27 protein-coding genes are annotated in these 26,263 nt (G+C 63.8%); 18 read left to right on the forward strand and 9 right to left on the reverse strand.

Annotated features, from left to right (window positions below; genetic code table 11):
- The first annotated feature begins 72 nt into the window (after nt 1-72).
- The gene (locus ACTHN1_RS03645; RefSeq protein WP_295378719.1) at nt 73-708 is read left to right on the forward strand and encodes a glutathione S-transferase N-terminal domain-containing protein; all 636 of its coding nucleotides are present in this window, start codon (nt 73-75) and stop codon (nt 706-708) included.
- A 138-nt stretch (nt 709-846) separates the two neighbouring features.
- On the forward strand, nt 847-1,287 hold the full coding sequence (locus ACTHN1_RS03650) for a ClpXP protease specificity-enhancing factor (protein WP_440469612.1): 441 nt from the start codon (nt 847-849) through the stop codon (nt 1,285-1,287).
- Nucleotides 1,288-1,481: 194 nt separating this feature from the next.
- Here the strand turns inward: ACTHN1_RS03650 and ACTHN1_RS03655 are convergent, their stop codons facing one another.
- From ACTHN1_RS03655 to ACTHN1_RS03665, 3 genes are read right to left on the reverse strand one after another with little or no spacing between them, the layout of a single operon-like run.
- On the reverse strand, nt 1,482-1,808 hold the full coding sequence (locus ACTHN1_RS03655) for a DUF3301 domain-containing protein (protein WP_440469613.1): 327 nt from the start codon (nt 1,806-1,808) through the stop codon (nt 1,482-1,484).
- Nucleotides 1,809-1,828: 20 nt separating this feature from the next.
- The gene (gene nadC / locus ACTHN1_RS03660; protein WP_440469614.1) at nt 1,829-2,689 is read right to left on the reverse strand and encodes a carboxylating nicotinate-nucleotide diphosphorylase; all 861 of its coding nucleotides are present in this window, start codon (nt 2,687-2,689) and stop codon (nt 1,829-1,831) included.
- On the reverse strand, nt 2,686-2,955 hold the full coding sequence (locus ACTHN1_RS03665) for a Trm112 family protein (RefSeq protein ID WP_440469615.1): 270 nt from the start codon (nt 2,953-2,955) through the stop codon (nt 2,686-2,688). The genes nadC and ACTHN1_RS03665 overlap by 4 nt, the downstream gene beginning before the upstream one ends.
- A gap of 57 nt (nt 2,956-3,012) precedes the next feature.
- Here ACTHN1_RS03665 and purE point away from each other — a divergent pair, with 57 nt between their 5' ends.
- Together purE and ACTHN1_RS03675 are read left to right on the forward strand one after the other, a co-directional pair.
- Nucleotides 3,013-3,522 (forward strand): 5-(carboxyamino)imidazole ribonucleotide mutase, encoded by a 510-nt coding sequence (gene purE, locus ACTHN1_RS03670; protein WP_440469616.1) that lies wholly within the window; start codon nt 3,013-3,015, stop codon nt 3,520-3,522.
- Entirely contained in the window at nt 3,519-4,661 is a 1,143-nt protein-coding gene (locus ACTHN1_RS03675) for a 5-(carboxyamino)imidazole ribonucleotide synthase (protein WP_440469617.1), read from the forward strand. The genes purE and ACTHN1_RS03675 overlap by 4 nt, the downstream gene beginning before the upstream one ends.
- 80 nt (nt 4,662-4,741) lie before the next feature.
- Here the strand turns inward: ACTHN1_RS03675 and ACTHN1_RS03680 are convergent, their stop codons facing one another.
- Nucleotides 4,742-5,320 carry a superoxide dismutase gene (locus tag ACTHN1_RS03680; RefSeq protein ID WP_440469618.1) on the reverse strand — a complete coding sequence of 193 codons (579 nt, stop codon included), beginning with the start codon at nt 5,318-5,320 and terminating at the stop codon, nt 4,742-4,744.
- Between the two features lie 153 nt (nt 5,321-5,473).
- On the opposite strand from ACTHN1_RS03680, the gene grxD reads away from it, so the two are divergent.
- From grxD to ppnN, 5 genes are all read left to right on the forward strand, one after another.
- Complete coding sequence (gene grxD, locus ACTHN1_RS03685; RefSeq protein ID WP_440469619.1) at nt 5,474-5,794, forward strand: Grx4 family monothiol glutaredoxin; 321 nt, start codon at nt 5,474-5,476, stop codon at nt 5,792-5,794.
- Nucleotides 5,795-5,804: 10 nt separating this feature from the next.
- Nucleotides 5,805-6,551 (forward strand): SDR family NAD(P)-dependent oxidoreductase, encoded by a 747-nt coding sequence (locus tag ACTHN1_RS03690; RefSeq protein ID WP_440469620.1) that lies wholly within the window; start codon nt 5,805-5,807, stop codon nt 6,549-6,551.
- Nucleotides 6,548-7,147: a YhgN family NAAT transporter gene (locus ACTHN1_RS03695; protein WP_440469621.1), complete on the forward strand. Its 600-nt coding sequence runs from the start codon at nt 6,548-6,550 to the stop codon at nt 7,145-7,147. The genes ACTHN1_RS03690 and ACTHN1_RS03695 overlap by 4 nt, the downstream gene beginning before the upstream one ends.
- 220 nt (nt 7,148-7,367) lie before the next feature.
- Nucleotides 7,368-10,679 (forward strand): TonB-dependent receptor, encoded by a 3,312-nt coding sequence (locus ACTHN1_RS03700; protein ID WP_440469622.1) that lies wholly within the window; start codon nt 7,368-7,370, stop codon nt 10,677-10,679.
- A gap of 129 nt (nt 10,680-10,808) precedes the next feature.
- Complete coding sequence (gene ppnN / locus ACTHN1_RS03705; protein ID WP_440469623.1) at nt 10,809-12,191, forward strand: nucleotide 5'-monophosphate nucleosidase PpnN; 1,383 nt, start codon at nt 10,809-10,811, stop codon at nt 12,189-12,191.
- Here the strand turns inward: ppnN and ACTHN1_RS03710 are convergent.
- Nucleotides 12,173-13,309, reverse strand: coding sequence for a sensor histidine kinase (locus ACTHN1_RS03710; protein ID WP_440469624.1), 1,137 nt, complete (start codon nt 13,307-13,309; stop codon nt 12,173-12,175). The two genes, ppnN and ACTHN1_RS03710, sit on opposite strands and share 19 nt — an antisense overlap.
- Nucleotides 13,310-13,407: 98 nt before the next feature.
- On the opposite strand from ACTHN1_RS03710, the gene ACTHN1_RS03715 reads away from it, so the two are divergent.
- The 6 genes from ACTHN1_RS03715 to ACTHN1_RS03740 are packed head-to-tail and all read left to right on the forward strand — an operon-like array spanning nt 13,408 to nt 20,294.
- Entirely contained in the window at nt 13,408-13,968 is a 561-nt protein-coding gene (locus ACTHN1_RS03715) for a GspH/FimT family pseudopilin (protein ID WP_440469625.1), read from the forward strand.
- Nucleotides 13,965-14,462, forward strand: a complete 498-nt coding sequence (gene pilV / locus ACTHN1_RS03720) for a type IV pilus modification protein PilV (RefSeq protein WP_440469626.1) — start codon at nt 13,965-13,967, stop codon at nt 14,460-14,462. The genes ACTHN1_RS03715 and pilV overlap by 4 nt, the downstream gene beginning before the upstream one ends.
- A 14-nt stretch (nt 14,463-14,476) precedes the next feature.
- Nucleotides 14,477-15,466: a PilW family protein gene (locus ACTHN1_RS03725; RefSeq protein WP_440469627.1), complete on the forward strand. Its 990-nt coding sequence runs from the start codon at nt 14,477-14,479 to the stop codon at nt 15,464-15,466.
- Entirely contained in the window at nt 15,463-15,996 is a 534-nt protein-coding gene (locus ACTHN1_RS03730; protein WP_440469628.1) for a pilus assembly PilX family protein, read from the forward strand. Before ACTHN1_RS03725 ends, ACTHN1_RS03730 begins: the two co-directional genes overlap by 4 nt.
- Nucleotides 15,997-16,011: 15 nt before the next feature.
- Nucleotides 16,012-19,866, forward strand: a complete 3,855-nt coding sequence (locus ACTHN1_RS03735; RefSeq protein WP_440469629.1) for a PilC/PilY family type IV pilus protein — start codon at nt 16,012-16,014, stop codon at nt 19,864-19,866.
- Between the two features lie 5 nt (nt 19,867-19,871).
- Nucleotides 19,872-20,294: a type IV pilin protein gene (locus tag ACTHN1_RS03740; RefSeq protein ID WP_440469630.1), complete on the forward strand. Its 423-nt coding sequence runs from the start codon at nt 19,872-19,874 to the stop codon at nt 20,292-20,294.
- A 249-nt stretch (nt 20,295-20,543) separates the two neighbouring features.
- On the opposite strand, the gene ACTHN1_RS03745 is transcribed toward ACTHN1_RS03740, so the two are convergent.
- The 4 genes from ACTHN1_RS03745 to ACTHN1_RS03760 form a co-directional block, all read right to left on the reverse strand.
- Nucleotides 20,544-21,512 (reverse strand): tyrosine-type recombinase/integrase, encoded by a 969-nt coding sequence (locus tag ACTHN1_RS03745; RefSeq protein WP_440469631.1) that lies wholly within the window; start codon nt 21,510-21,512, stop codon nt 20,544-20,546.
- A 25-nt stretch (nt 21,513-21,537) separates the two neighbouring features.
- On the reverse strand, nt 21,538-21,765 hold the full coding sequence (locus ACTHN1_RS03750) for a DUF4224 domain-containing protein (RefSeq protein ID WP_440469632.1): 228 nt from the start codon (nt 21,763-21,765) through the stop codon (nt 21,538-21,540).
- A gap of 518 nt (nt 21,766-22,283) precedes the next feature.
- A complete protein-coding gene (locus tag ACTHN1_RS03755) occupies nt 22,284-23,213 on the reverse strand; it encodes a hypothetical protein (protein WP_440469633.1) in 930 nt (309 codons plus the stop codon).
- Nucleotides 23,206-23,592 carry an MT-A70 family methyltransferase gene (locus ACTHN1_RS03760; RefSeq protein WP_440469634.1) on the reverse strand — a complete coding sequence of 129 codons (387 nt, stop codon included), beginning with the start codon at nt 23,590-23,592 and terminating at the stop codon, nt 23,206-23,208. The genes ACTHN1_RS03755 and ACTHN1_RS03760 overlap by 8 nt, the downstream gene beginning before the upstream one ends.
- Before the next feature lie 46 nt (nt 23,593-23,638).
- Here ACTHN1_RS03760 and ACTHN1_RS03765 point away from each other — a divergent pair, with 46 nt between their 5' ends.
- The 3 genes from ACTHN1_RS03765 to ACTHN1_RS03775 all read left to right on the forward strand — a co-directional run bounded on the left by ACTHN1_RS03765 (nt 23,639) and on the right by ACTHN1_RS03775 (nt 25,938).
- On the forward strand, nt 23,639-24,040 hold the full coding sequence (locus ACTHN1_RS03765; RefSeq protein ID WP_440469635.1) for a hypothetical protein: 402 nt from the start codon (nt 23,639-23,641) through the stop codon (nt 24,038-24,040).
- A gap of 224 nt (nt 24,041-24,264) precedes the next feature.
- On the forward strand, nt 24,265-24,714 hold the full coding sequence (locus ACTHN1_RS03770) for a DUF4145 domain-containing protein (RefSeq protein ID WP_440469636.1): 450 nt from the start codon (nt 24,265-24,267) through the stop codon (nt 24,712-24,714).
- Between the two features lie 399 nt (nt 24,715-25,113).
- Nucleotides 25,114-25,938 carry a hypothetical protein gene (locus ACTHN1_RS03775; RefSeq protein ID WP_440469637.1) on the forward strand — a complete coding sequence of 275 codons (825 nt, stop codon included), beginning with the start codon at nt 25,114-25,116 and terminating at the stop codon, nt 25,936-25,938.
- The last annotated feature ends 325 nt before the right edge of the window (nt 25,939-26,263 follow it).

Raw genomic sequence — 26,263 nt, forward strand, 5'->3', positions numbered from 1 at the left:
GACCGTGGCGACCGCTGGCAAGGGGCTGGCGGCGTCGGTGCGATCGGCGGATTCCGATCGTCGGAGAGCCTGATGGCTGCGAGTCCACGTATGCGCAATACACTGACTTTGTTTTCCTCCATCGATGACGTGCTGTGCCACCGCGTACGGTTGGTGCTGGCCGCCAAGGGCGTCAGCTACGACTTCGTGCCGGTGGATCCGCAGAACCCGCCTGAAGATCTCATCGATCTGAATCCCTACCACTCCGTTCCCACCCTGGTCGAACGCGATCTGGTGCTGTACGCCGCTTCGGTGGTCAGCGAATACCTGGACGAACGCTATCCGCACCCGCCGCTGATGCCGGTGGATCCGCTCTCCCGCGCGCGCCTGCGCCTGGCGATGCTGCGCATCGAACACGACTGGGTGCCGCAGGTGCAGGCGATCCAACTGGGCAACAAGCAGCAGGCCGAAGCCGGGCGCAAGCGCCTGAAGGAACTGCTGACCGCGTCGGTGCCGCTGTTCAAGGCGAGCAAGTTCTTCCTCAATCCCGAAATGAGCCTGGCCGACTGCGCCATGGCGCCGATCATCTGGCGCCTGCCGTCGCTGGACATCCCGTTGCCCAAGGACGGCAAGGCCATCGAGGATTACGGCAACCGCATCTTCCGCAATCCCGGCTTCATCCGCAGCCTGACCGACGCGGAAAAGAAGCTGCGCGACATCCCGGCCTGACGCCGGGGCAAACGAGTGAAGTCGCTGCCGCGGCGCTGGCATGGAACCGCGGGGCGGTCGTGACTTATCCTAGACCGGCGGCGCGCGACGTCGCCGGTCCCGCCGTCCGTCCGCGGACGACTTCACCAGGCAGTACCCATGAACGATGAAAGCCCCCGCATGACCAGCCATCGCCCGTACCTGTTGCGGGCGCTGGTGGAATGGATCGCCGACAACGGCATGACCCCGCACCTGCTGGTCGATGCGACCCAGGCCGGGGTGCAGGTGCCGGCCAGCGCGGTCAAGGAGGGCAAGGTCGTGCTGAACATCGCCGAGCGCGCGGTCGTGCAACTGCACATCGACAATCACTCGGTGAGTTTCACCGCCCGCTTCGGCGGCGTGAGTTTTCCGGTGATGGTGCCCATTTCCGCCGTGCTGGCGATCTATGCGCGCGAAACCGGGCAGGGCATGGCGCTGCCCGACGACGGCCATGCGCCCGGTCCGGATGACGATGGCGACGACACGCCTGGTCCGGACAGCCCAGGCGACGACGACACGCCCGCACCGCCCAAGCGGCCGCACCTGCGGGTGGTCAAGTAGGCCGGCGCGTTCACCGCGGCGGGGGTTGATCGCGGAGTTGGTCTTGCGCCTGACTGGATATCGCGGTCATCGCGGTTGCGGGAGCGACATCAGTCGCGAACCTTGATTTCGCCTGGCAAGCCGTAGCGACTCGCGTCCGTCGCTCCCGCTGTGGAGAACAGCATCGGCGACCGGGACGTGCCCGCCGCCGCCGCTCAGTGTTCGAACGGCACCACGCTGGGACGCACCGGGCCCACGAACGACACCAGGGTGTCGCCGCGCAGGACCAGGCGGCCGGTGTGCCGATCGATGCCGTCGTAGGAGTACTCGAAGCGGAACGTCCGTTCCCAGCCCAGCCGCCCGTTTTCGTTGCGCCGCAGCCGCAGACCGTCGGCGTGCACGGTCTGGTCCAGCCAGATGACGCCGGCCGCGGAACAGGCGTTGCGGCCCAGTGCCTCGGCGCGTTCGGCGGCGGCACGCGCGGCGTTCCAGTAAGCGAATCCGGCGGCGCTGGCGATCATCAGCAGGATCAGGGTGGGCATGGCGTCGCGGAAGTTGGGCGTCAGGAGCGGTCGCCGGGCGGCGGACCGAGTTTCAGCGACAGGTCGATGGCGTGCACATGCTTGGTCAGGCCACCGATGGAAATGCAGTCCACGCCGTCCTCGGCGATGCCACGGAGGGTGGTCATGTCCACGCCTCCGGAGACTTCCAGCGGAATGCGGCCGGCGGCGATGCGCACGGCCTCGCGCCGCGTCGGCGCGTCGAAATCATCGATGAGGATGCGATCGCAGCCTTCGCGCAATGCTTCCTCCAACTGCGCCAGCGTCTCGACTTCCACGATCAGCGGCAGCGCTGGCTGCGCGGCGCGCGCCGTGCGGATGGCGCCCGCGAGCGAGCCGGCGGCACGGATGTGGTTCTCCTTCAGCATCACCGTGTCGTACAGGCCGATGCGATGGTTGTGTCCGCCGCCGCAGCGCACCGCGTACTTCTGGGCCAGGCGCAGGCCGGGCAAGGTCTTGCGGGTATCGAGGATTCGCGCCCGGGTGCCGGCGACGGCCTCCACGTAACGCGCGGTGGTGGTGGCGGTGCCGGAAAGCGTCTGCAGGAAATTGAGCGAAGTGCGCTCGGCGGTGACCAGGGCGCGCGAGCGCCCCTGCAGGGTCGCCAGAACCGTGCCGGCGCGGATGCGGTCGCCTTCCGCGACCCGCCAGTCGATGCGTACCTGCGGGTCCAGCAATCGATGAGTGGTGTCGAACCAGGGGCGCCCGGCGATGACGCCGTCTTCCTTGCACAACAGATAGGCGCTGTCCGGGCTGTCGGGCAACAGCGCGGCGGTGACGTCGCCGCTGCCGACATCCTCGGCGAGCGCGCGCCTGACATCGGCTTCGACGACTTCGGCGGATGGCGGCGTCAGAAGGCTCATCGGGCGGGGAAGTCGACCAGCTGCGATGTCGCGATGGCTTCCTCGGCCAGCAGCACCGGAATGCCGTCGTCGACCCGATACAGCGTCTTCCGATCCTGGGTGACCAGTGCCTCGCGCAGCACCTCGGCCTGCGCCGAGCCATCCGCGCGGGTCACCCCGCCGGCGGAGATCGCGCGATTGGCGGCGTCCAGGCCGCGGCTGTCGAGCAGCGACAGCGACTGGCGGGTGGTCGGGCAGCAGAGGATGTCCAGCAGTTTGCGGTCCATGGGTCCAACGTCATTCGGCAAGGAGGGTAGAATACGTCTTTGCGACAGAGGACGGCCATGACCGCCACCGGTGACAGCCCCGTCGTGGGCATCGTGATGGGTTCCCGCTCGGACTGGGAAACCATGCAGCACGCCGCCCAGAAGCTCGATGCGCTGGGGGTTCCCTACGAGGTGAAGGTGGTGTCCGCGCACCGGACCCCCGACGTGCTGTTCTCCTACGCCGAGACCGCCGGTCCGCGCGGCCTGCGCGCGATCATCGCCGGGGCCGGTGGCGCCGCCCACCTGCCGGGCATGCTGGCAGCCAAGACCGCGGTGCCGGTGCTGGGCGTGCCGGTGCAGTCCAAGGCGCTGAACGGGATGGATTCGCTGCTGTCGATCGTGCAGATGCCGGCCGGGATTCCGGTGGCCACTTTCGCCATAGGCAACGCCGGCGCCGCCAATGCGGGCCTGTTCGCCGCGGCGCTGCTGTCGCCCGAGTACCCCGCGATCGGCGCCGCGCTGGCGACGTTCCGCGCGCGCCAGACCGACGACGTGATGGCGCACGACGATCCGCGCCTGCCGGCATGACCACCGTCGGCATCCTTGGCGGCGGGCAGCTCGCCCGCATGCTCGCCCTTTCCGGCGCGCCCCTGGGCCTGCGCTTCCTGGTGATGGACACCGAAGCCGATGCCTGCGCGGGCCAGTTCGCCCCGCTGCTGGTCGGCGATTACCGTGACGAGGCCGCGCTGGCGGAATTCGCCGGCAAGGTCGATGTCGCCACGTTCGATTTCGAGAACGTGCCGGCCGAGAGCGCCGAATGGCTGGCGGCGCGCGTGCCGGTGTTTCCGAATCCGCGCGCGCTCGCCATCGCCCAGGATCGCCTGGCCGAGAAGACCCTGTTCCGCGAACTGGACATTCCGGTGCCGGATTTCTCGCCGGTGGCCACTCGCGCTGAACTGGACGCCGCGTTGGCGCAGGTCGGCGCGCCCTGCATCCTCAAAACCCGTCGCCTGGGCTACGACGGCAAGGGCCAGTTCCGCATCCGCACGCTGGCCGACGCCGACGCCGCCTGGGAAGCGCTGGGCGCGCAGGCCGCCAAGGTGGGACTGATCGTCGAAGCCTTCGTGCCGTTCGAGCGCGAATTGTCGGTGGTCGCGGTGCGCGGCCGCGACGGTGAATTCAGGACCTGGCCGCTGACCGAGAACTGGCACGTCGACGGCGTGCTGTCGGCCAGCCTGGCGCCGGCCAGGGCCGACGACGCGGTCGCACGCACGGCGATCGACTATGCACGCCGGCTGGCGGAACGCACCGACTACGTGGGTGTGTTCGCGCTGGAATTGTTCTATCGCGATGGCCAACTGCTGGCCAACGAGATGGCGCCACGCGTGCACAACTCCGGGCACTGGACCATCGAGGGCGCCGAAACGTCCCAGTTCCAGAACCACCTGCGCGCGGTGCTGGGATTGCCGTTGGGCGACACCCGCATGCTGGGCCATGCCTGCATGCTCAACTGGATCGGACAGATGCCGGATGCGCTGCCGCTGCTGGCCGAGCCGGGCGGACATTGGCACGACTACGGCAAGCAGCCGCGGGCGGGCCGCAAGGTCGGACACGCCACTGTGCGCGCCGATCGGGCGGAAAAACTGGCGCTGGCGCTGGAACGCGCGGGGCGTGCGCTCGGCCGGGATGCGCAGGTCGCGCCGGTGATCGCGCGCCTGCGCGGCTAGCGCAACCGCCATTCGCCGGAAAGCAGAAGGCCGGGACATGCCCCGGCCTTCCTTTTCGTGGTGATGCTAAGACGAGTGGCTCAGCGCAGGTTGGCGGCCACGAAGTCCCAGTTCACCAGCGCCCAGAACGATTCCACGTACTTCGGACGCGCGTTGCGGTAGTCGATGTAGTAGGCGTGTTCCCACACGTCGATGGTCAGCAGCGGCTTGTCCTCGCCGGTCAGCGGGGTGGCGGCGTTGGAGGTGCTGGCCAGCGCCAGCGAACCGTCCGGACGCTGCACCAGCCAGCCCCAGCCGGAACCGAAGGTGCCGATGGCGGTCTTGGTGAACTCTTCCTTGAACTTGGCGAAGTCGCCGAACGCCTTGTTGATCAACTCGGCCAGCTTGCCGGTGGGCTCGCCGCCGCCATTGGGCTTCAGGCAGTTCCAGTAGAAGGTGTGGTTCCAGATCTGGGCCGCGTTGTTGAACATGCCGCCCTGGGACTTGCGCACGATCTCTTCCAGCGAAAGATCGGCGAACTCGGTGCCTTCGATCAGCTTGTTGAGGTTGTCCACGTAGGTCTTGTGATGCTTGCCGTAGTGGAAGTCGATGGTCTCGCCGGAAATGTGCGGCTCGAGCGCGGTACGGTCGTAGGGCAGGGGGGGCAGTTCGATGGCCATGGCTGGGATCCTTGCGCTAGGCGGTGGAAGGGGGGCGTCGGCAGGGCGGCGCACGGGGGCTTACAATGGCGTTCCCGGTGGACAGGTCCGTCGGGACGAGGCGGAAGTGTACCCGACGGCGGTTGGGTTACCGTAAAAGCAGGAGAAAACAGCATGCCGGTGATGGAACGCATCCAGGCCGAAGTCGAAAGCCATCCGATCGTCCTTTTCATGAAGGGCACGCCGGAATTCCCCATGTGCGGCTTCTCCAGCCGCGCGGTGCAGGCGCTGCGCGATGCCGGCGCCGAACATCTGTACACCATCAACGTGCTCGAGGAGCCGGAAATCCGCGCCAACCTGCCGCGCTTCTCCAACTGGCCGACCTTCCCGCAACTTTTCATCCATGGCGAACTGATCGGCGGCTGCGACATCACACTGGAACTGCACGAGTCCGGCGAACTCCGGCGCATCGTCGCCGAAGCCCTGTCGCAGTGAGCACGCCTACGTGAGCCTTATCGATCTTCCGACCCGGCAGCCGCGCGCGCTGGACGACCGCGTGATCCTGATCAGCGGCGCGCACGGCGGCCTCGGCGCCGCCGCCGCGCTGGCCTGCGCCGAAGCGGGCGCGACCCTGGTCCTGCTCGGGCGCAAGGTGCCCAAGTTGAATCGCATCTACGACGCGGTCGCCCAGGCCGGCAGCGAGCCGCTGCTGTACCCGCTGGATCTGGAAGGGGCGTCGCCGGACGATTACGCCGAACTGGCGGATCGCCTGTACGCCGAACTCGGCCGGCTTGATGGCGTGTTGCATTGCGCCGCCGAATTCCGCGGCCTGACGCCGCTGGAGCACACCGACCCGGCCGCCTTCGCGCGTGCCATCCACGTCAACCTCACGGCGCCGTGGTGGCTCTCGCAGGCCTGCCTGCCCCTGCTGAAGCAATCCGGTGACGCCGCGCTGGTGTTCGCCATGGATGATCTGGCGAGGGTCGGCCAGCCCTACTGGGGCGGTTACGGTGTGGCGCAGCACGGACTGGCGGGACTGGTGGGCATGCTGGCGGCCGAACTGGCCGGCGGCCCGGTCCGGGTGTCCGGCCTTCAGCCCGGTCCGATGAGCACCGGCCTGCGCTCGCGCGCCTATGCCGACGACAGCGACGGACAGGCCTGCGATCCGGCCCGCTACGGGGCCGCGTGTGTCACATTGCTGTCATCCGCGGGCGCCGGACACCGGGGCCGCGTCTGGACCGTCCGGGCATGACCATCCTTTCGGCCGCCTTGCTGCTGTTCCTGATCCTGGACCCGCTGGGCAACATCCCGGTGTTCCTGAGCGTGCTCAAGCCGCTGCCGCCGAAACGCCAGCGGGTGGTGCTGATCCGGGAACTGGTGATCGCCCTGGCGGTGCTGATGATGTTCCTGTGGGGCGGCAAATACGCCCTCGAATTGATGCACCTGCGGCAGGAATCGGTGGCGATTGCCGGCGGCATCGTCCTGTTCCTGATCGGCATCCGGATGATTTTCCCCCGCCCGGAGGGCCTGATGGGGGAAATCCCCGGGGGCGAGCCCTTCATCGTGCCGTTGGCCATCCCGCTGGTGGCCGGACCGTCGGGCATGGCGGCGGTGATGCTGATGGGCAGTAACGAACCGGCCCGGCTGGCGGACTGGAGCCTGGCGCTGGTCCTGGCCTGGGGGGCCACCGCGGCTATCCTGTTCTCCGCCACGCTGCTCTACAAATGGCTGGGCCGGAGCGTCCTGACCGCGGTCGAACGCCTGATGGGCATGCTGCTGGTCGCCATTTCCGTGCAGATGTTCCTGGATGGTATCGGGACCTATCTGAAACTGCCGCCGAGCATCTGAGCCGGCCTGCGAAAAAAGTGCTGCACCGCGGAAAATTTGTCACGCGGCGGTCACAAAATGGTCCTATCGTGTTAACCTGTTATTAACCAACGCGGCCCGCCCGCGTAGGCCAAGGGAACCCCGAAAGACACCCCAACGACCCGCCCGAGGCGGGTTGCCTGCGCGTCCGTACCAGCCAGCCAGTTTCGCAACGCCAATTCCCGTACCGAGGCTCACACCCATGAACCAATCCCGTTGTCTCCGGATGTCCAAGCTCACCCTTGGCCTTGTCGCCGCGCTCGCGGCCGCGCCGGTCTTCGCCCAGAGCACCTCCGCCGGTGTCGGTGGCGTGGTGACCGGCGCTGACGGCCAGCCCGTCACCGGCGCCGAAGTGGTCATCACCCATGTCGAATCCGGCACCGTCAGCCGCGCGACCACCGACGCCAGCGGCCGTTACTCCGCCCGCGGTCTGCGCGTGGGTGGCCCGTACCAGATCACCGTGACCAAAGCGGGTTCGGGCACGAAGACCGAAGACAACGTCTACCTGAACCTCAACCAGGTCAACACGGTCAACGCCGCGCTGACCGGTGACGCCACCACCACCCTCGAGACCGTCACCGCGGTCGGCGTGGCCGGCGGTTCGGAAATCTTCAGCGCCACCAAGATGGGCACCGGTACCTCGGTCAACCGCGAGGGTATCGAGAACGCTCCGTCGGTCGGCCGCAACATCCAGGACATCATGCGCATGGATCCGCGCGTGTCCCAGATCAGCAAGTCCGACGGCGCCATTTCGGCCGGCGGCCAGAACACCCGCTACAACGCCATCCGCATCGACGGCGTGAGCACCAACGATCCGTTCGGTCTGGAATCGAACAACCTGCCGACCGAGCGTCAGCCGGTGTCGATCGACGCGATCGAAGAAGTGAAGATCGACCTGGCCAACTACGACGTCACCACCTCCGGCGGTACCGGCGCGGTGGTCAACGCCGTCACCAAGTCCGGCACCAACGAGTTCCACGGCAGCGTCTACGGCGTCTACCGTGATCACGACATGGTCGGCAAGGATCGCAACGATCAGAAGTTCAAGGGCTTCGACAAGGAAGAAACCTACGGCTTCACCCTCGGTGGCCCGCTGCTGAAGGACAAGCTGTTCTTCTTCGCCAACTACGAGAAGTTCAAGCGTGGCGCGCCGGGTCCGGATCTGGCCAATACCCCGTTCGGTCGCGGCCAGATCACCGCCCAGAACATCGCCGACGTGCAGGCCGCGGCCCGCGTTTGGGGCTTTGACGCAGGGTCGCTGAACGGCGTCGAGTCGCTGGATACCGACATCGAAGAGTACGCGCTCAAGCTGGACTGGAACATCAACGAGAACCATCGCGCCAGCCTGCGCTACAGCAAGCTGGAGCAGAATGTCGCCAAGCTGCCGCCGAGCAACTGGAACAATGCGGTCTCGCTGAGCTCGCACTGGTACAACCAGGCCAAGACCTTCGAAAGCTACGTCGGCCAGTTGTTCAGCGACTGGAGCGAGAACTTCTCGACCGAGCTGAAGCTGTCCTACCGCGACTACGTGTCCGAGCGCCAGCCGACGTCCAACCTGCCGCACATCCGCATCAACTTCGGCAACCAGCAGTTGCTGCTGGGCACCGAGCAGAACACCCACGTCAACCTGATCGACACCACCGAGAAGGAACTGTTCTTCGCGGCCAACTGGTACCTGGGTGATCACACCCTGAAGTTCGGTGGCCAGTACTCCGAGAACGAGATCTTCAACTTCTACGGTCGCAACCTCAACGGCTATTACGAGTTCGCCAACCTGGCGGCCTTCCAGGCCGGCACCCCGATCGACTACCAGGTCCGCGCACCGCGTGCGGGTGGCAGCCGTGACGACATCCCGGCGTCCTACACCATCAAGAACACCGCGCTGTTCGTGCAGGACACCTGGGCGGTCAACTACAACCTGAGCCTGATGTTCGGCATCCGCGCCGACAAGCCGTCGTTCGGCGGCAGCCCGATCTACAACGCGTGCATGTCGTCCGCGCCGATTCCGGCCGGCAACGGCCCGACCGGCTGCGCCTTCGGCGGTACCGGCTTCAACAACACCCAGTTGCTGAAGGGCACGCTGTGGCAGCCGCGCTTCGGCTTCAACTACACCTTCGACAGCGAGCGTCCGACCCAGCTGCGCGGCGGCGTGGGCCTGTTCATGGGTGCGATGCCGAACGTGTGGCTGGCCGGCGCCTACCAGAACACCGGCCTGAACTACGTCGAGTACGACCCGAACATCCCGACCGGCCAGACCAACCTGGGCCCGATCTTCACGCCGGACCCGAACAACCAGCCGACCAACTTCGTCGGTGGCGCGCGCCAGAACGTGGACATCATGCATCCCGATCTGAAGCAGCCGTCGTCGTGGAAGGCCAACCTGGCGTTCGATCACGAGCTGCCGTGGTACGGCATCGTGGCGTCGGCCGAGTTCCTGGTGACCAAGGTCAAGGACGCGATCTACTTCGAGCGCCTGGACCTGGGCGCGCCGAATGCGCGTACCGGCCCGGATGGCCGTCCGATGTACTGGAACAACAACGGCCTGGACCCGTCGCGCTGGCTGACCTCGCTGACCAACCCGACCGGTGGCACCCAGCGCTTCAACCGCCCGGGCTACTACGGTGACGTCATGCTCGCCAAGAGCACCGACAAGGGCCGCAGCGAGCAGCTGACCGTCAGCCTGTCCAAGCCGATGGCCGACAACTGGTCCTGGATGCTGGCCTACACCTACACCGCGGCGAAGGAAGTCAGCCCGCTGACCAGTTCGCAGAACACGTCCAACTGGAACAACAATCCGATGTTCCGGGCCAACGACGACGCGCTGGTGAACTCGCGCTATGCCATCAAGGACCGCATCAGCGGCGCGCTGACCTTCGAGAAGGCGTTCTTCGGTGACTACAAGACCACCGCGTCGCTGTTCTACGAAGGCCGTTCCGGTCGTCCCTTCAGCTACGTCTTCTGGAATGACGCCAACGGCGACAGCCGCAGCTTCAACGACCTGATGTACATCCCGACCGGCCCGGGCGACGTGATCTTCACCCCGATCACCACCGGTGGCGTGACGACTTCGGCCGCCAAGCAGGAAGCCGATTTCTTCGCCTGGTTGAACCAGCATCCGGAACTGCTGAAGTACGCCGGTGGCTATGCGCCCGCCAATGCGTTCCGTGCGAAGTGGCTGAACAGCTTCGATCTGCGCGTTTCGCAGGAGTTCCCGGGCTTCATGAAGGGTCACAAGAGCTCGCTGACCCTGGACGTGATGAACATCGGCAACCTGCTGAACAAGAAGTGGGGCGTGATCGAGGACGCCGGCTTCAACGCCAACCTCGGCGTGGCCAACTTCGCCGGCATCTGCGGCGCGGCCGCCACCGCCCAGTGCCCGGCCGGCTCGGAAGGCAAGTACGTGTACCACTTCACCGGTGCGCAGAACTTCCAGGTGCAGGACGTCAACGGCGACGGCGTGAACACGGGCGTGTCGCGCTGGTCGGCCCAGGTGACCTTCCGCTACGAGTTCTAAGCATCCGTACAGCGCTGTACATGAAAACGGCCGGGGCGACCCGGCCGTTTTTTTATGGGAATGCCTTGTGCGCTGGAACGCGCTAAAGTCATCGGGTCATGGCACGAAAGAACGACAGGAAACAAGCATATGAGTGAAGCGCCAACGAGGGCGTTGCCGGTACAGAACGCGCAGATCCACCCCCGCGGGGCGCTGGATGTGCTGTCCCGGGCCGAAGTGGCCCGCCTGCGCGACGCTTCGGCGGGAGGCATGCACGACCTGCTGCGGCGGTGCGCGCTGGCGGTCCTGACCAGCGGCAGCGCCTCGGACGATCCCCGCGCCGCCCGCGACCTGTACCCGGATTTCGACATCCAGGTGCTGCAGCAGGATCGTGGCGTCCGCATCGACCTGGTCAACGCGCCGGCGATGGCCTTCGTCGACGGCGAAATCATCCGCGGCGTGGCCGAACTCCTGTTCGCGGTCGTCCGCGACCTGGCCTATACCGCCATCGAGCTGGGGCCGGACTGCAAAGATGACCTGGACACTTCCTCCGGCGTGACCAACGCGGTGTTCGGCCTGCTCCGCAACGCGCGCATCCTGCGCCCGGCCGATCCCAACCTGGTGGTCTGCTGGGGCGGCCATTCCATCTCGCGTGACGAATACCTGTACACCAAGCAGGTCGGCTATGAACTGGGCCTGCGGGGCCTGGACATCTGCACCGGTTGCGGACCGGGTGCGATGAAGGGCCCGATGAAGGGCGCCACCATCGCCCATGCCAAGCAGCGACGCCGCACCACGCGCTACATAGGCATCACCGAGCCGGGCATCATCGCCGCCGAATCGCCGAATCCGATCGTCAACCACCTGGTGATCATGCCGGACATCGAGAAGCGCCTGGAGGCCTTCGTCCGCATCGGCCACGGCATCATCGTGTTCCCCGGCGGCGTCGGCACCGCCGAGGAAATCCTGTACCTGCTGGGCATCCTGCTGCGGGAAGAGAACGCCGATCTGCCGTTCCCGCTGATCCTGACCGGCCCCACCATCGCCGCGCCGTACTTCGAGCAGATTGATCAGTTCATCCGCCTGACCCTGGGCGACGAAGCGACCAAGCGCTACGAGATCATCATCGGGGATCCGGTGGCGGTGGCGAAAAGGATGGGCGCGGGAATCCGCAAGGTGCGCGAGTACCGCATCCAGCAGAAGGACTCGTTCTTCTTCAACTGGTCGGTCGACATCCCGGCCGATTTCCAGCAGCCGTTCGTGCCCAGCCACGAGGCGATGGCCGCGCTGGATCTGCACCATGGCCGTCCGGCGCACGCGCTGGCGGCGGATCTGCGTCGCGCGTTCTCGGGCATCGTGGCCGGCAACGTGAAGGAAGACGGCATGCGCCGGATCGAGGAGTTCGGCCCGTTCGAGATCCACGGCGACGCCGACATGATGCAGGCGCTGGATGGCCTGCTGCGTGCTTTCGTCGAACAGCGCCGGATGAAGATCGCCGGCGAGTACAAGCCCTGCTACCGGGTACTGACCTGATCGGTCTCCGCCGGGACAACGGATGATTCCGTTTTCCCGGCTTCATGGGGCAGCCGGATGACGGCCAGGTAATGGCCGTCTTCCTGCCGGGTTTCCAGCTGTCCCAGGCCCTGGGTCAAGGCGTGGATGCGCGCGCGCACCGAACTTTGCCCCACCTGGTGCCCGCGGCCCGAGGCCGGCCGCTCCGGAATCGGGTTGCGGATGGTGATCGCGATCCCCTGCGCCGACGCCCGCACCTCGATACCGACCACGCCGCCCGAAGGGCTGGGCTCGATGCCGTGGCGGATCGCGTTTTCGACCAGCGGCTGGATGGACAGGGTAGGGACCCGCACGTCCGGCACGCGTTCGGGCAGATCCCATCGCGCCTGCAGGCGCTCGCCGAAACGCAGGCCTTCGATTTCCAGATAGCGCCTGGTCAGTGCCAGCTCCTCGGTCAGTGAAATCTCGCGTGGCCCGGCCAGCGCGGCGCGGAACAGGTCCGCCAGATCCAGCAGCATCCGCTCCGTATCCTGGGGACGCTGGTGGACCAGGGCCGTGGCGGTATTGAGCGTGTTGAACAGGAAATGCGGCCGGATGCGCGCCTGCAGGGCTTCCAGCTCCGCCTGCTTGGCCTTGACCGCGAGCTGGCGGTTGCGGAGGTGGTTGAGGAACGCGGCAAGTCCCAGCATTCCGACGATCAGCGCGATACCGGTGAAGCGCATGAACATCGAGGTCCAGCCACTCTTCGCCATGGGCCAGAGATCGCGGAGGAACAACCAACCCGCCGCGCATACCAGCCCGCTGACGACCACCAGAGCGAACAGCGCGAAGTAGGCGATGTACGCCGGGCGCAGCCGTGTGAGGCCTTTGCGGAAAAGATAGAGCGCGCCCAGCGTGGTGAGCGATACCCATTGGATGACGAACGAGCTCAGACCGAAATAGACCCACCGCCCCTGGTCGGGACCGGTGCCCAGGGCGAGTACGGCTGCCAGGCCCTCGCCGGCCAGCACGACCCAGACGATGACCGGGGCCTGCCAGAGGTGCTCGAGGGGAGTCGGCGGTGATGGGCTCATCGGGCATTGGATAGCGGGGCCAGCGGCATCATGCACGAGCCTTCGGGCCGAAGACAGCGGAATCATCCGTTCGGCCGTGCCATCCGCACCGTCCATCGGCTCCCGACTGGCCCCTCCGGCCAAGGGGGACTAGCTTCTTCCTCCGTAGTTCGGGGGAACTTGCTATGGAAGATGGAATGCCGGGTCGCAGGCTGCATGCCGCCTTGACGGTGCGCGTGGCCGGCGGTTTCTCGTTGATCGAGCTGCTGGTCACCATGGCCGTATTGGCCATCATCGCCACCATGGCAATGCCGAGCCTGATGGGTCTGGTCAACAGCAACCGTCTCACCGCCCAGTCCAATGAGCTGGTGGCGTCCCTGCAGACCGCGCGGATGGAAGCCATCCGGCGCAACGCCAGCGTCAATTTCTGCCGGTCCGAAAATGGCACGGCCTGTTCGGATTTGACGACCGGAAGCTGGAGTGGATGGTTGGTGGTACTTGCCAGCGATGGGGAAGTACTGCGGGCCGGCACCACCAAGCCGCCACTCCAGATCAGCAGTGCGGACTCGACCCTCAGCTTCCGACCCGATGGCTTGGCGAGGGATTCGTCGGGCCAACTGGTGGCCACCAGCTTCGTTGTCTGCATCGCCAAGAATGAGCCCGCCGAGAATCGGCGGGCGGTCGCCGTGGCGAGCGGTAGTCGCATTTCCACCCGTGCCGTAGCGGGCGGAGGAACCTGTCCATGAATTCACTTGCCACATCTTCAATCCGTGCGTGCCGGAGAGGCTGCGCAGGCTCCGGAGAGTATCGCCAGCGTGGCGTAGGCCTCATCGAGGTGTTGGTGGCCGTCCTCATCATGGGCGTCGGTCTTCTGGGGATCGCCGCGATGCAGGGAACCGCTTTGCGCAACAGCCAGAGCTCGCTCGAACGCAGCCAGGCGGTCATCTACACCTACATGATCCTGGATCTGATGCGGGCCAACCGGGATGCCGCATTGGCCGGTGGCTACAATCTGGCCCAGACATGCGTGGTGCCCGCCGCCGGCACCCTGGTCGACAATGATCGGCGCATCTGGATGCAGGCGGTCCAGACGGGGCTGGGCAGCGACGCTTGCGGAACCATCAACTGTCCCGCGAATTCCGCCTGCACGATCACCGTGCAATGGAACGACAGCCGCGCGGCAGGCGCCGCAGGACAAGGCAGCGCCACCGAGTCCGTAAGCACGGTGACGCGCCTATGAACGTGAGGACGCACATGGGTTCCCGTAATGCGGTGGCGGGTTTCAGCCTCATTGAGCTGATGATTTCACTGGTGCTTGGATTGCTGGTTATCGCCGCGGCGGCCGGCATCTATCTCTCGAACCGCGAGACATACCGGGCTACCGACAATCTGGGTGTGGTCCAGGAAAACATCCGCACCGCCTTCGAACTGATGGCCAGGGACATTCGTGAAGCGGCGGGTAATCCCTGCGTCAACAATCTGCCGATTTCGAACGTCGTCAACAACGCCGCCTCCCGCTGGTACACCAACCTCAACGCCTGGAATACGGCCATCGAGGGATTCGGGCCGACCACGGCGTTTCCCGGTACGACATTCGGCACCGCGGCCGGCACGCGCCTGTCGGGAACGGAGGCCATTCAACTGTTCTCCGGAGATGACACGGTGGCCACGGTCAGCGGGCACGACGCCGCCAGCGGGCAGTTCACCCTCAATACCACCAGCAGCGGCTTTGCCACCGGCGACCTGATGATGGTTTGCAACTCCCGCCAGGCGGCGGTGTTCCAGGCCAGCGCGGCCAGTGGTTCATCGGTGACGCTGGGGACCAGCGGAAGTCCGGGGAATTGCAGTGTCAATCTTGGCCTCATCGGTGAAGGACAGGCCTGCTCCGCGCGGGATCCGTTTCCGTTCTCCGCACCGAATTCGGTGATGGTCAAGCTCAATGCGGCGCGCTGGTACATCGCCAACAATGCCAATGGCCGTCCCTCGCTCTACCAGTCGCGCCTGGTGGGAGGAAACGCCGCGCCCCAGGAAGTTGCCGAGGGTGTCAGCAACCTGTCGGTCAGATATCTGGTGCGCGGCGACACCCAGTATCGCAGCGCTTCGGACGTAGCCGGACGATGGGCGGACGTGATCTCCGCCCACATCGATCTGACCGTCGTGAGCCCCGACCGGGTTGGTACGAACAACGCCGCGCTGCAACGCCATCTGGTGCATGTCGTCAGCTTACGGAACCGCAACCGATGAAAAGCACGAATCTTCCAACGCGTCTGGGACGACAGGACGGCGCTTCATTGCTGATCGTTCTGATCCTGCTGCTGATCATGACCCTGCTGGGACTGGCTGCGTTGCGCGGCACCTTGCTGGAGGAGCGCATGAGCGCCAATCTGCGCGACCGCAGCCTGGGGTTTCAGGCGGCCGAAGCCGCCTTGCGTGAAGGCGAGGCACTGGCCGCACTGGCCACGACCCGGGCAGCGGTTCCGGCAAGCGGATGTTCGAATGGCATTTGCGCGACTCCGAATGCCTCGCAGCCGGACAGATGGCTGAGCAGCTCGTTCAACGGATGGCGGAATGGCACCACTTCGGTGGGGCAGGCGGTTGCGCCCAGCTTCTTCATCGAATACATGGGCGATGCGCCAACCTGGCCGGGCTGTGATCGCATCGACGAGAGCAACCGCTCGCCGCTCTGCATGCGCCCCCGTTATCGCGTTACCGCGCGCAGCGAGGCGGCGGATCGCGCCTCGGTGCTGCTTCAGACCAACCTGATCGCCCAGTAAGTGGAGCGGCCTGTCATGAAACATACCCAACGCAATATCGGCCGCCCATCCCTGCTCCAGCGGCTGGGACCCGGTGCACTTACCTTTCTGGCGACCCTGGCCGCATTGCCGGTGAATGCCGGCATCACGCTGCCGACGGATCCCTTGACGACCGCGAGCCGGGTACCCCCCAACATCCTGTTCATCCTGGACGACTCGGGTTCGATGGAATGGCGGTACATGTACAACCCGGATATCTCGAGAATTTCGGGAGGAGGCATCAGCAGTTCCGCCACCGGTGACAACACGAGCAACGACAATGACTACGAGTCGGACAGCACTAGTCTGAACGCGGTCTATGATCAGAACTACGTCACCAATACGTTGTACTACAACCCGTCCATCTCCTATCAGCCGTGGGTGGATTCGGCCGGCAATCCCCTTTCGGGTGGTACCACGTACGATGCGGCCTACAGCAGCGCCATCTATGTAACCAATACGGCGGCGGCCACCACCAGCTCGACGACCAATCTTGCCGGCAGCACGCGGACCTTCTACGTACCCAAGGCTGGCGCGACGAACCTGGCGGATGCGACCCAGTACTATCGTTACCAGATTCTGACAAACGGACGCATCGTCAGGAGCGAACGCCTGGAAGCGGAGACGACCACCACGCGGACGACGGGAACGCTGGCCGCCAACGCTGGCGCTTCCAGTGGCAACTACGCGCCCGGCAACAACAGTTCCTACCAATTGGCCGTGCCGGCGGGGGCGAGCAACCTGACGTTCTCCACGTCCGGGGGGAGCTCGTGCAGCGGCTCCAATCGTTGCGCGGATCTGTATGTGCGGCGGGGCAGCAACCCGAGCACGTCCAATACAAATGGAGGCTGCAGCTCAACAAACCGTGGCAATACGGAAAGCTGCACGGTCGCATCGCCACAGCAAGATACGTACTACGTTCGCGTGTACGCCCAGAACACTTTTTCCAACCTGACAGTGTCGTATGGCTACGACACCACGACCCTGAGCAATACGGGTGAAAGCAGCGTGGGATGCGACACGTCCACCTCCGGTTGGGGATGGCGCAACTGCACCTATGCGACGCCGACCGGACGTGGCGAAGAAGCGGAGCGCAACAACTTCGCGACCTGGTATTCCTATCACCGCACGCGCACCAAGGCCGCCAAGGCTGGCGCCGGCATGGCGTTCTCGGAACTGGGCAACGACGTGCGCGTGGGCTTCCGCACGATATGGGGACGTAACGGTTCGAATACCACCAACAACTCGCCCACGCAGGCTGTCCCGATTCCGGTGAACTACAATCAGGGTCTGTTCGCCGATCCCAACGGGGCGGCCGGGAACAACAACAATCGTGCGCGCTGGTACAATCGTCTTTACGGTGCGACCGCCAGCAGCGGTACTCCCTTGCGGAGTGCGTTGAACAACGCCGGCATCTACTTCTCGCAGGAGGATTCGGCAGGTCCCTATGGGCCGGAAACTGGAGCAGGGCAGCTTCAATGCCGCCAGAACTTCACCATCCTCACGACCGACGGCTACTGGAACAACGACGCCACCTTCAGTTCCGGCGGCGATCAGGACAGTACCAACGGTGAAGCCATCGCGCGCCCCGACAGATCCACTTACACCTATACAGCCGCACGCCCGTATCAGGATGGGGTGTCCAATACGCTGGCCGACGTCGCCATGCGATATTGGAAGAACGATCTTCGTACCGACATGAGCAACATCGTGCCCACCACGTCGGCGAACCCGGCGTTCTGGCAGCACATGGTGACGTTCGGTATTTCCATTGGCCTCAAGGGCACCTTGAATCCACAGACGGATCTGGCGAGATTGACCGCCGGTTCCGCATCCTGGCCGACGCCCACGGCCAATTCGCTGAGCACGATCGACGATCTGTGGCATGCCTCGGTCAATGGCCACGGCCGTTTCCTGACCGCAGCCAATCCGACCGAGTTCACCGCCGGGTTGCGTGCCGCACTGGCGACCGTCACCGAGCGCACGGGTTCATTCTCCAACGTGGCCGCCAACTCGGCGGCGCTGGATTCGGGAACGCTGCTGTTCCAGGCGAACTATGTTTCCGGCGTCTGGACCGGCGAGTTGCTTGCCTATGCGCGTTCAGGCACTGGCGACAACTTCCTGGCCACGCCCACCTGGCGCGCCTCCACCGGTATTCCAACCAGCGAACGCAAAGTATTCACGTCGGATGGCAGCACGGGCCTGGTGTTCCCGGACGACGCCACGGCCGCTCAGCTTGCTGCGCTCGAACGGACCGGGGGCGCCAGCAACTACCCGGTCACCGGAGCGAACAATGCGGCCTACCTGGCTGGTGACCGCAGCCGCGAGCTGAGCCAGACCAACGGCACGCTGCGCAATCGAAATCATCTGCTGGGCGATATCGTCAGTTCCTCTCCGGCTTATGTGCAGGAAACCAACACGCTGTACGTGGGCGCAAACGACGGCATGCTGCATGCCATCAACGCGGCGGACGGCAGGGAACTGTTCGCATTCATTCCCAACGGAATCAACTGGAGCAACCTGGCGACGTTGAGTCGACCGGATTACACCCATCGCTATTTCGTCGACGGACCCATCGTGGTTTCGAACCGCAAGCAGACGCCGGACCAGAGCATCCTTGCGGGCACCCTGGGCAAGGGTGGCAAGGGCATCTTCGCGCTGGATGTGACTTCGCCTGCCGAGTTCGGGACCGCCAACTTCAAGTGGGAAGTCAACGCCGACAATGACGTCTCCACGACAACAGACAACAATCTTGGCCTGGTCCAGGGCAAGCCGATCATTGCTAAGCTCAATAACGGCGAAACAGCCTTGGTCGTGGCGAATGGGCTGAACAGCACCAACGGCCGGGCGGTATTGCTGATCTACAACCTGGATACCGGCGCGCTGATCCGCCAGATCGATACCGGCGTGGGCTCCAGCGTCACGGATGATCCCAATTCGAATGGATTGTCCGCTCCCGTGGGCTGGGATCGCGATGGTAATGGAACCATCGACTACATCTATTCCGGTGACCGCCTGGGCAATCTGTGGAAGTTCGACCTGAGCACCGCTACGACATCGACATGGGGTGTCGCCAACAGTGGCAATCCGCTGTTCACTGCGGTGGGGCCGGATGGCACGACGCGACAGCCGATCACGGGCACGCCGACTGTCGCGCTGCACCCGACGAAGTACACCACCTGGGTGTTCTTCGGGACGGGCAGTTTCATGACGACCGGTGATGTCACCAGCCGGGCGGTACAGAGTCTGTACGGCATCATGGATACCAACACGGCGGTCACCAAGTCGCAGCTGACCCAGCGCAACCTGGTGGTTGCCGGCACCAGTGGCGGACGGCCGGTCCGCGCGTTCCAGGCCAATAGTGCTCTGCCGACCACCTCAAAGGGGTGGTACGTCGACTTGCTGGAGCCGCCAAGTCCGGGATCTGCCGTCGGCGAACGGGTGGTTACCAGTGCGCAGATGGCGGGCTCGGCGTTGATCGTCAGCAGCATCATTCCGACCGCGGATGCCTGCCAGTCGGATGGACGAGGCTATCTGAATGCCTTGGATGCGTTCACGGGAACCAGTACCGGCAAGCCGTTCTTCGATGTGGATCGCAACGGCAGCTTCACGAACGACACCTTGGATTCCACGGTGACCGGAACGCCCGAAAACCCGAATCCGCCACCAGAGCAGTTGCCCATCGGCTCGGTGGATCTGGGCGTCGGCATGCTCACCTTGTCGACATTGTTTACCGGCAGTTCCAAGGGCGAGGCCTGCGCGGGTGGTTCAGCGGGCAATGCCAACTGTGTTCCCACCGACGATCTACGCAATGTCGGACGGGTATCCTGGCGCGAAGTGATAAGGAATTGAACGAGATGAGAGCCTTGCAGAACAAGCGTTCCATTCATGGCTTCAGCCTGCTCGAACTGCTGGCCGTTGTCGCCATCATCGGAATCCTCGCATCGATTGCCTATCCGATGTACCAGGAGCAGGTCGTCAAGTCGCGGCGGGCGGCCGGTGCGGCTTGCCTGCAGGAGCGTGCGCAGTTCATGGAGCGCTACTACACCACCAACATGACCTACGTGGGGGCACCGAACCCACCTGCCTGCAGTGCGGAGGTGAGTCCCTACTACCAGGTGCAGTTCAACGGAACGCCGGCTGCCAAAGCGTTTACCCTGGAGGCTGTCCCGCAAGGCGTCCAGGCGACCAAGGACACCAAGTGCGGCACGCTGAGCTTGTCTGCGCAGGGAGTCAGGGGAGAGAGCGGAACCGCATCCAGCGCAGCCGAGTGCTGGTGAAGAGCATTCAAGACAAATCCGGATGTAAAAACAAAAGCCCGCTTTTTCAGCGGGCTTTTGCGGTATCGGAATATGGCGCCCGAAGTTGGACTCGAACCAACGCCCCCCTGATTAACAGTCTCCCTAGGCAATCAGTGTGGACGCGCTGAATCCAAGTGATAGCGCACTGGTGCTGGCGTCCAATATGCGACCTACCGATTATGCCCGGAAACGTCGAAGGCAAATTAGCAAAATTGCTAATATTGGACATTAGCGGCTGGGTTTCTGGCGCTGCACTTTGCGCCGATAGTGTCGCCGCGTGACCTTCGAATCGGAGTGGCCAAGCAACGCCTGCGCTTCTTCGTCGGTGGCCTTGTCGCTGCCGGCCTTGGCTCGCAGGCCATGGAGCCTGACATCTGCCACACCGGGATCTTCCTTGGCGGCTTTGTCGCGAGCGGCACGCCACAGGGCGCGCAATCCGCCTGGCGTGTATGGCCCGACGCCCCGGTGCGAGTGCTTTCCCTTCGGCCTGCTCTCGAACAGCCACTCACGGCCGATTTGACGCCACAGCCGCTTCGCATCGTCAACGACCCGGCGGAGCTCATCGGACCACTCCAGGCCCTGCCACTTTCTGCTCTTGGTATTCCAATAGGTGAAGCCCTCGTCGTCGAGGTCCGACATCTTCAAGCGTAGGACATCACCTTGCCGCATGCCGGTCAGCCCGATGAATCTGGCGATGCACCCAAGCTTCGGGCTCGCTGCATTGATCAGAGTCTCGAGCTCGTCATCAGTGACGTACCGGTCGCGTGGCTTCTCTTCGTTCCGAAGTTGAAGTCGCTTCGTGGGGTCAGGGCCACGGTAGTCATGCATAACTCGGGCATGCGTGTAGGTGAGCGATATGAATGCCTTGTCGCGGTTGGCCTGCACGGTTCCCTGCGAGATCACGTAGCGTGTCACCTGATGGGCATCGAGGTCTTCAAGTTCCATGTGCCCGAACACCGGTCCGGTCCGGGCCGCGCTATGCTGATAGTTGTCGATGGTAGCCTTGGAGAGGGGGCGCTTGTGCTTCCTGGTCTTGCCGTGCTCGATAGCGCTCCACATGGCATCCTTGATCGTCCGCACCCGCTTCTGGGTGCCGACGAACGCGGCATACTTCGTGAGGGCAGCACCGTAGTCCCGGCCGAGCGGATGCCACTTCCCATCCTTGACGAAGTAATAAGCACCGCGCCGCTGGAACATGGACTGCGCGAGGTGCTTGTTGTGCTTACGCGGCCTTCCCACCGATGTTCTCCCAGTTGGGTTGGGTCTTCTTTCGTGGCGAACCGGCACGTTCGGCACTGAACACCAATGCACGTTCTACGAGCGGACGGCCCACGGCGTTCGGGCGGAAGGGAATGCCCATCGACGCCAGTGCACGGCACTGCGCCGACCATTTCTGACGTTCGGTCAGTTGCTGCACTTCGTCGGGGGTGAGCCAGGATTCGGAGCTCATAGGCCAACTGTCTCCCGTTGCGGTAGCAGCCTCGGAAGGGCACGATTGCCACCCAGGTAGTGCGCAGGGAGGAGGCGAGTATGGGACCAGGAAGCTGGGCAGATTGGGTCAACGCGGGCGCTGCTTTGCTCGTTGGTGTGGCTCTGATGTGGTTGACGTCTAAGACCAACAAGTTGGCAGAGGCTGCAAACCGCACTAGTCAGGCAATGGCTGAATTGGAGCGGAAGCGCGAGGCGGATGACTCCGCCATGCGGGTCGATGAGCGGCGCCAGATTCTCATCGCCATTCATGACCCCATTGGTATCGCGAGGGCCACCATGTCGGTCCCAATGCTGGCTTTGGGCAACAGCGGACAGTACTTTCAGAACTTCGTCCGGGACGCGACAGCTCGAAAGGCTGTCCGAGAAGCGCTGGAGCTGGCCCGCTTTGTTATTCCGGAATCCGTGCGGAGTCGCTTGCACTATCTGGAGCCGTCGCTTGCCGGAAGAATCAGCAGAATTGAGTCTGGGCCTGCCTATCTACTGACCTTCTTGGCCTTCATTCCGGAAGGGCCAGACGAATTGGCAGAGGATGGGACGCGCGCCTTCTTGCGAATGTTGCGTCATCACGTTGATGAAATGGGGATCGTTCGAAAAGCTTCTGAGCAGGCCTGCATCGACGCGGGCCTGCCCGTAGAGCGAACCTCCCTGGAGTAGAGGGCGAATCTGTATCTTGAACGATGGCGGTGCGGTCCAGCCGTAGGTAGGGTATTGCGGACGGGATAGGTTCGCGGGAAGCTCCGCATCTTCGGCCATGGAGGTGGTGCGATGGAGTGCGACTGGATCGGCTTTTGCAGCCTTAAGCAGGAGGCCCAAGCAGCGCGGGCTCAAGCAGTCCTGTCGGTGTTTGCGATTGGAGTGGCCATCTACCTTCCGCACCGCGACCGTAAGGCCGAACTGCGCCGACGCCTTGACGTTTACTGCACCCTTCTGGGAGCTCTGTCCACTCAGGCCGCGATGGACGCCGAGCACCTTCAGCGCGTCGTGGGAACCGGTGGTGATGCCACTAGGGAGACGGAAGGGTGGCGCAAGATTGTCGAAGCGGTGGTTGCGTGCCCGCTGCACGAAGTTCCGGACCACCGCCTGGTCCTGTTGCTCTCCGACGCCGCAGTGATCGCTCAGATGGCGGGAGAGGCGTGGAACATCGGTCGGAACGGGAGCTAGGTTCGTCACCAGCGCGAGGCCGCACTGTGGGATCTCAAAATTTTCGCAATTGAACTCAGGCGCATCTTCGAGGATGCGATCGCTATTCGGAACGAACTCGGGAGCGCCAGTTGGATAGGTGAAATCCGATATCGAACGTTTCGCCTGAGGCGTTGGCTGGAAGCCAAGCGAAGAGGAAGGGTGGACGACCAACCCGGCGCCTGAGTACTGAGTTGGTCCTGTCAGGTTGTAGAGGCGGTCAGGCATTCGTGGCAGCCCATTGGTGGAGTGACTGAGATAGGCAACGGCCGTCGATTTCGTGTCCGAACGCATCCCAGCCCGGGCGCGCGCCGCGAGCGAAGAGTTCGGCGCGGCGGCCGGTGGGATAGAGGGATTCGATGCGGTCGTACACCTCCGCCGGCTTCGCCGAGTGCTTCAGGCGCTCGGCCATGACGACCTGGCGCTGTGCTCGGGATGCGACCGGCATCCGGCCGCGCACGGCGAGCAGGCAGGGCTCGGTGTTGGCCCGGGTGTGGTGCCCCATGCCAATGTGGTGCTTCCCGGCCTTAGTCGTCTTCACCCACACGAAAGCGCAGGTCCTGAACTTGAAGCCCCAGGAGTCGATGACCCGTAGGGCGTCCGGCATGGTCGGCTAGGTCGCCCAGAGGAACAGGGCAGCGTTCGGCGCGGCGATGTCGCCCACCGGCAAGGCGGCGATGCCGGCGACCCGCATCGTCGGGTACCTAGGCCACCGGTCGAAGGATATGCTCCAGGTGTTGGTGGAGCATCGCGGCGAACTGCCCCCGGCGGTGACTGGCTTCAAACCGCTAGAAATCCCCCCGATGGCCCAGCAGATCGAGGACATCGTGTGCGACATCGCCAGGTACAACGTCGAGCGAGCCTGCATCCTGCGGGGGGTCTACTGTGGGATGGGGCGGAAGGGGTTTGAGCGTCTTGAAGTGACTCAGGGGATGATCCGCAGGGTTCTCGAGTTGCCCAGCTACCGCCTATCGCGCCCTCGCTTCTTTGGAGAGGAAGAGCTTGGAAGGGCCGAAGTCCGAGGTGTCCTTGTGGGCCTATCGATGGCAGCTTGATCCGTGGCCTACCGGCGTGCACGATCATACAAAGAGCCAGCCAAGGATAGGATGTGAACTATTACCCACCCGCTCATCAAAAAGGCAGTTTTCATTGTGTTTACTGCCAAGTGTACGCGAAGCAGAATTGGGCCTACCTATACTACCAAAGGGGCGGCAACTCTCCCATTGAGTGGTGTCAGTGTTCGCACTGCTCAAGGATGTCATTCTGGCACGATGGCCACATGGTCGTTCCTTCGCACACCATCATGCCGGTGCACCATGTGGACTTGCCGCCGAATTGCCGGCCCGACTACAACGAGGCGCGCTCGATATTCGGAGTTTCACCAAAGGCAGCTGCGGCACTCCTCAGACTTTGTATCCAGAAGCTGATGGTCTCCCTTGGCCAGTCAGGGGAGAACATTAATGCCGACATCAAAGCTCTGGTGGCCGCGGGTCTGCCGGTCCAAGTGCAGCAAGCTCTGGATGCATGCCGAGTAATTGGGAACAACGCTGTCCATCCTGGTGAGATCATGATTGACGAAGATCCGTCCATCGTCGCCAGCATGTTCGAGATGATAAATTTTGTTGTTGACGACCGAATCACCAGGCCGCGCCAGGTCGCGGAGCTGTACGGGCGGCTCCCAGAAGGAGCGCGGGCGGCGGTCGAGAAGCGCGACAAAAAGGATGCTTGACAAAGTCAGACTCGCGATGGCAGTTTGACAGGCACGATGACATAGAAGCCTCCGGCGCGAACCGGGGGCTTTTTTGTTGCCCGCTCTACGCCGGTCGACTGCCGTGCGAAGGCCAACCAGGTTCGCGGTGACGCGAGGCCGGCCAGCCGCCAACAATGATCGATTACTCCTTTGGATGGCATCACCAAGCCGTGCGCCTTGGCGGGCGCGCGCTGGCGGCTATCCAGCGGCGGTGACCGGCACCCTATTCGACGGAGAGGCCATGGCTCGCATTACCTCAATGGAAGCAGGCGGCCCTAACGTCCTCGCGTTCCTCGACGTGATTGCTTGGTCGGAGCGGTCTGTTGCGCTTTGCAGCTTGCGCTATTCTATTGGCGGGGACGCAGGGAGCGATTAGCTATGTCGGAGTTTTGGGATTCATTGTCGGCCTATATCAAGGATAAGGCCGTAAGTCCGCTATCAGGTGCGCTTGTTGTATCTGCGCTCGCCTGGAACTACAAGCTCATATTTACGCTTTTTGGTGGGGGTGACTTCATGAAGAAGTTTGCCTATATCGATGTCTACTTGTATCCGACTTGGCAAGAAAAATTGGTAGCCGTGCTCGTGCCGGTGGCCGCGGCTTCCTTCTATTTGCTGTACTACCACCACATCGCCCTTTGGTTTTATCAGCGTGTTCTAAGGCAGCGAATTACGGTGGCAAACGCGCGAACACTGTCCGAACGCCACAGACTCATGACTGAAGAAGAAGCTGGGAGGCTCAAGGAGTCGCATGCCTTGGCCGTGGAAAAGCTTCGCCAAGCATTGAGCACAGCTCGGGACGAGATGAAGGCCTCGCAAGGCGAAGCCGAGAGTAGGATGAATGAATTCACAAAGCTGGAGCTGGTGCTGCGTATTGTGAAGGCATCTGGGCGCACATTGGTTTCGAATGACAGCGACGAGCAAGAGGTGGAAATTCGTTCCATCCTTCTGGTTGGTCGATGGCTTCTCCGGTACCGAAAGAGCGGTCAGAATTCGGCGATGATTTTTCACGAAGATGGCAGCATCCAAGCGGGGATGTCTGGACTAGGGAGAACGTGGAAAGTTGAAGGGAGCAGAGTCAAAGTGTTCGACCATGTTGGGCGAATGACCCTGATATTGACGCCGGATCCGGAAGCAAATGCATTCCGAGTGATAGAGGCTCCGGATATCGATGGCGTGCTCGGAGGTACTTTGGGGCCATACTGAGGAGTAACGCCTCCTCACGCTCAACGGCGTGCTCGCAGTACGCTACGGGCCGGTTGTCTAGGATTTCCCAATAGGCTGCTAGGGCACCTGGCAACGTGCAATGTTCGCTTTGCACTCGCCAATACGCTCATTGAATTGACGGATACGCTGCGGATCAGGGTGCGGTGTCGACTGTTCGTAGTCGGCCTTTGCCTTCTCCAAGCGCGTTATGAGCATTTCGTGACCGACCTCGCGTTTGTCGGGACGCACGGGTGGCGTGGGAGTTGGCGGTCTTTCGGGCCGGGGATGGGATTCAGCGGGTTTGTCCGGGCCTCCCCCAGGACTC

The organism is Pseudoxanthomonas sp., assembly GCF_051953815.1.
Classification (GTDB): domain Bacteria; phylum Pseudomonadota; class Gammaproteobacteria; order Xanthomonadales; family Xanthomonadaceae; genus Pseudoxanthomonas_A.

What these genes read in the sequence shown, in the direction of transcription:
- ACTHN1_RS03735 (WP_440469629.1), top strand. Translation starts at nt 16,012, where the DNA reads ATGAAACATACCCAACGCAATATCGGCCGCCCATCCCTGCTCCAGCGG.
- ACTHN1_RS03745 (WP_440469631.1), bottom strand. Translation starts at nt 21,512, where the DNA reads ATGTTCCAGCGGCGCGGTGCTTATTACTTCGTCAAGGATGGGAAGTGG.
- ppnN (WP_440469623.1), top strand. Translation starts at nt 10,809, where the DNA reads ATGAGTGAAGCGCCAACGAGGGCGTTGCCGGTACAGAACGCGCAGATC.
- ACTHN1_RS03725 (WP_440469627.1), top strand. Translation starts at nt 14,477, where the DNA reads ATGGGTTCCCGTAATGCGGTGGCGGGTTTCAGCCTCATTGAGCTGATG.
- pilV (WP_440469626.1), top strand. Translation starts at nt 13,965, where the DNA reads ATGAATTCACTTGCCACATCTTCAATCCGTGCGTGCCGGAGAGGCTGC.
- ACTHN1_RS03680 (WP_440469618.1), bottom strand. Translation starts at nt 5,320, where the DNA reads ATGGCCATCGAACTGCCCCCCCTGCCCTACGACCGTACCGCGCTCGAG.
- ACTHN1_RS03775 (WP_440469637.1), top strand. Translation starts at nt 25,114, where the DNA reads ATGTCGGAGTTTTGGGATTCATTGTCGGCCTATATCAAGGATAAGGCC.
- purE (WP_440469616.1), top strand. Translation starts at nt 3,013, where the DNA reads ATGACCGCCACCGGTGACAGCCCCGTCGTGGGCATCGTGATGGGTTCC.
- ACTHN1_RS03770 (WP_440469636.1), top strand. Translation starts at nt 24,265, where the DNA reads ATGGTCGTTCCTTCGCACACCATCATGCCGGTGCACCATGTGGACTTG.
- nadC (WP_440469614.1), bottom strand. Translation starts at nt 2,689, where the DNA reads ATGAGCCTTCTGACGCCGCCATCCGCCGAAGTCGTCGAAGCCGATGTC.
- ACTHN1_RS03655 (WP_440469613.1), bottom strand. Translation starts at nt 1,808, where the DNA reads ATGCCCACCCTGATCCTGCTGATGATCGCCAGCGCCGCCGGATTCGCT.
- ACTHN1_RS03700 (WP_440469622.1), top strand. Translation starts at nt 7,368, where the DNA reads ATGAACCAATCCCGTTGTCTCCGGATGTCCAAGCTCACCCTTGGCCTT.
- ACTHN1_RS03675 (WP_440469617.1), top strand. Translation starts at nt 3,519, where the DNA reads ATGACCACCGTCGGCATCCTTGGCGGCGGGCAGCTCGCCCGCATGCTC.
- ACTHN1_RS03755 (WP_440469633.1), bottom strand. Translation starts at nt 23,213, where the DNA reads ATGCCTGACCGCCTCTACAACCTGACAGGACCAACTCAGTACTCAGGC.
- ACTHN1_RS03740 (WP_440469630.1), top strand. Translation starts at nt 19,872, where the DNA reads ATGAGAGCCTTGCAGAACAAGCGTTCCATTCATGGCTTCAGCCTGCTC.
- ACTHN1_RS03760 (WP_440469634.1), bottom strand. Translation starts at nt 23,592, where the DNA reads ATGCCGGACGCCCTACGGGTCATCGACTCCTGGGGCTTCAAGTTCAGG.
- ACTHN1_RS03645 (WP_295378719.1), top strand. Translation starts at nt 73, where the DNA reads ATGGCTGCGAGTCCACGTATGCGCAATACACTGACTTTGTTTTCCTCC.
- ACTHN1_RS03750 (WP_440469632.1), bottom strand. Translation starts at nt 21,765, where the DNA reads ATGAGCTCCGAATCCTGGCTCACCCCCGACGAAGTGCAGCAACTGACC.
- ACTHN1_RS03710 (WP_440469624.1), bottom strand. Translation starts at nt 13,309, where the DNA reads ATGATTCCGCTGTCTTCGGCCCGAAGGCTCGTGCATGATGCCGCTGGC.
- ACTHN1_RS03665 (WP_440469615.1), bottom strand. Translation starts at nt 2,955, where the DNA reads ATGGACCGCAAACTGCTGGACATCCTCTGCTGCCCGACCACCCGCCAG.
- grxD (WP_440469619.1), top strand. Translation starts at nt 5,474, where the DNA reads ATGCCGGTGATGGAACGCATCCAGGCCGAAGTCGAAAGCCATCCGATC.
- ACTHN1_RS03765 (WP_440469635.1), top strand. Translation starts at nt 23,639, where the DNA reads ATGTCGCCCACCGGCAAGGCGGCGATGCCGGCGACCCGCATCGTCGGG.
- ACTHN1_RS03715 (WP_440469625.1), top strand. Translation starts at nt 13,408, where the DNA reads ATGGAAGATGGAATGCCGGGTCGCAGGCTGCATGCCGCCTTGACGGTG.
- ACTHN1_RS03650 (WP_440469612.1), top strand. Translation starts at nt 847, where the DNA reads ATGAACGATGAAAGCCCCCGCATGACCAGCCATCGCCCGTACCTGTTG.
- ACTHN1_RS03730 (WP_440469628.1), top strand. Translation starts at nt 15,463, where the DNA reads ATGAAAAGCACGAATCTTCCAACGCGTCTGGGACGACAGGACGGCGCT.
- ACTHN1_RS03695 (WP_440469621.1), top strand. Translation starts at nt 6,548, where the DNA reads ATGACCATCCTTTCGGCCGCCTTGCTGCTGTTCCTGATCCTGGACCCG.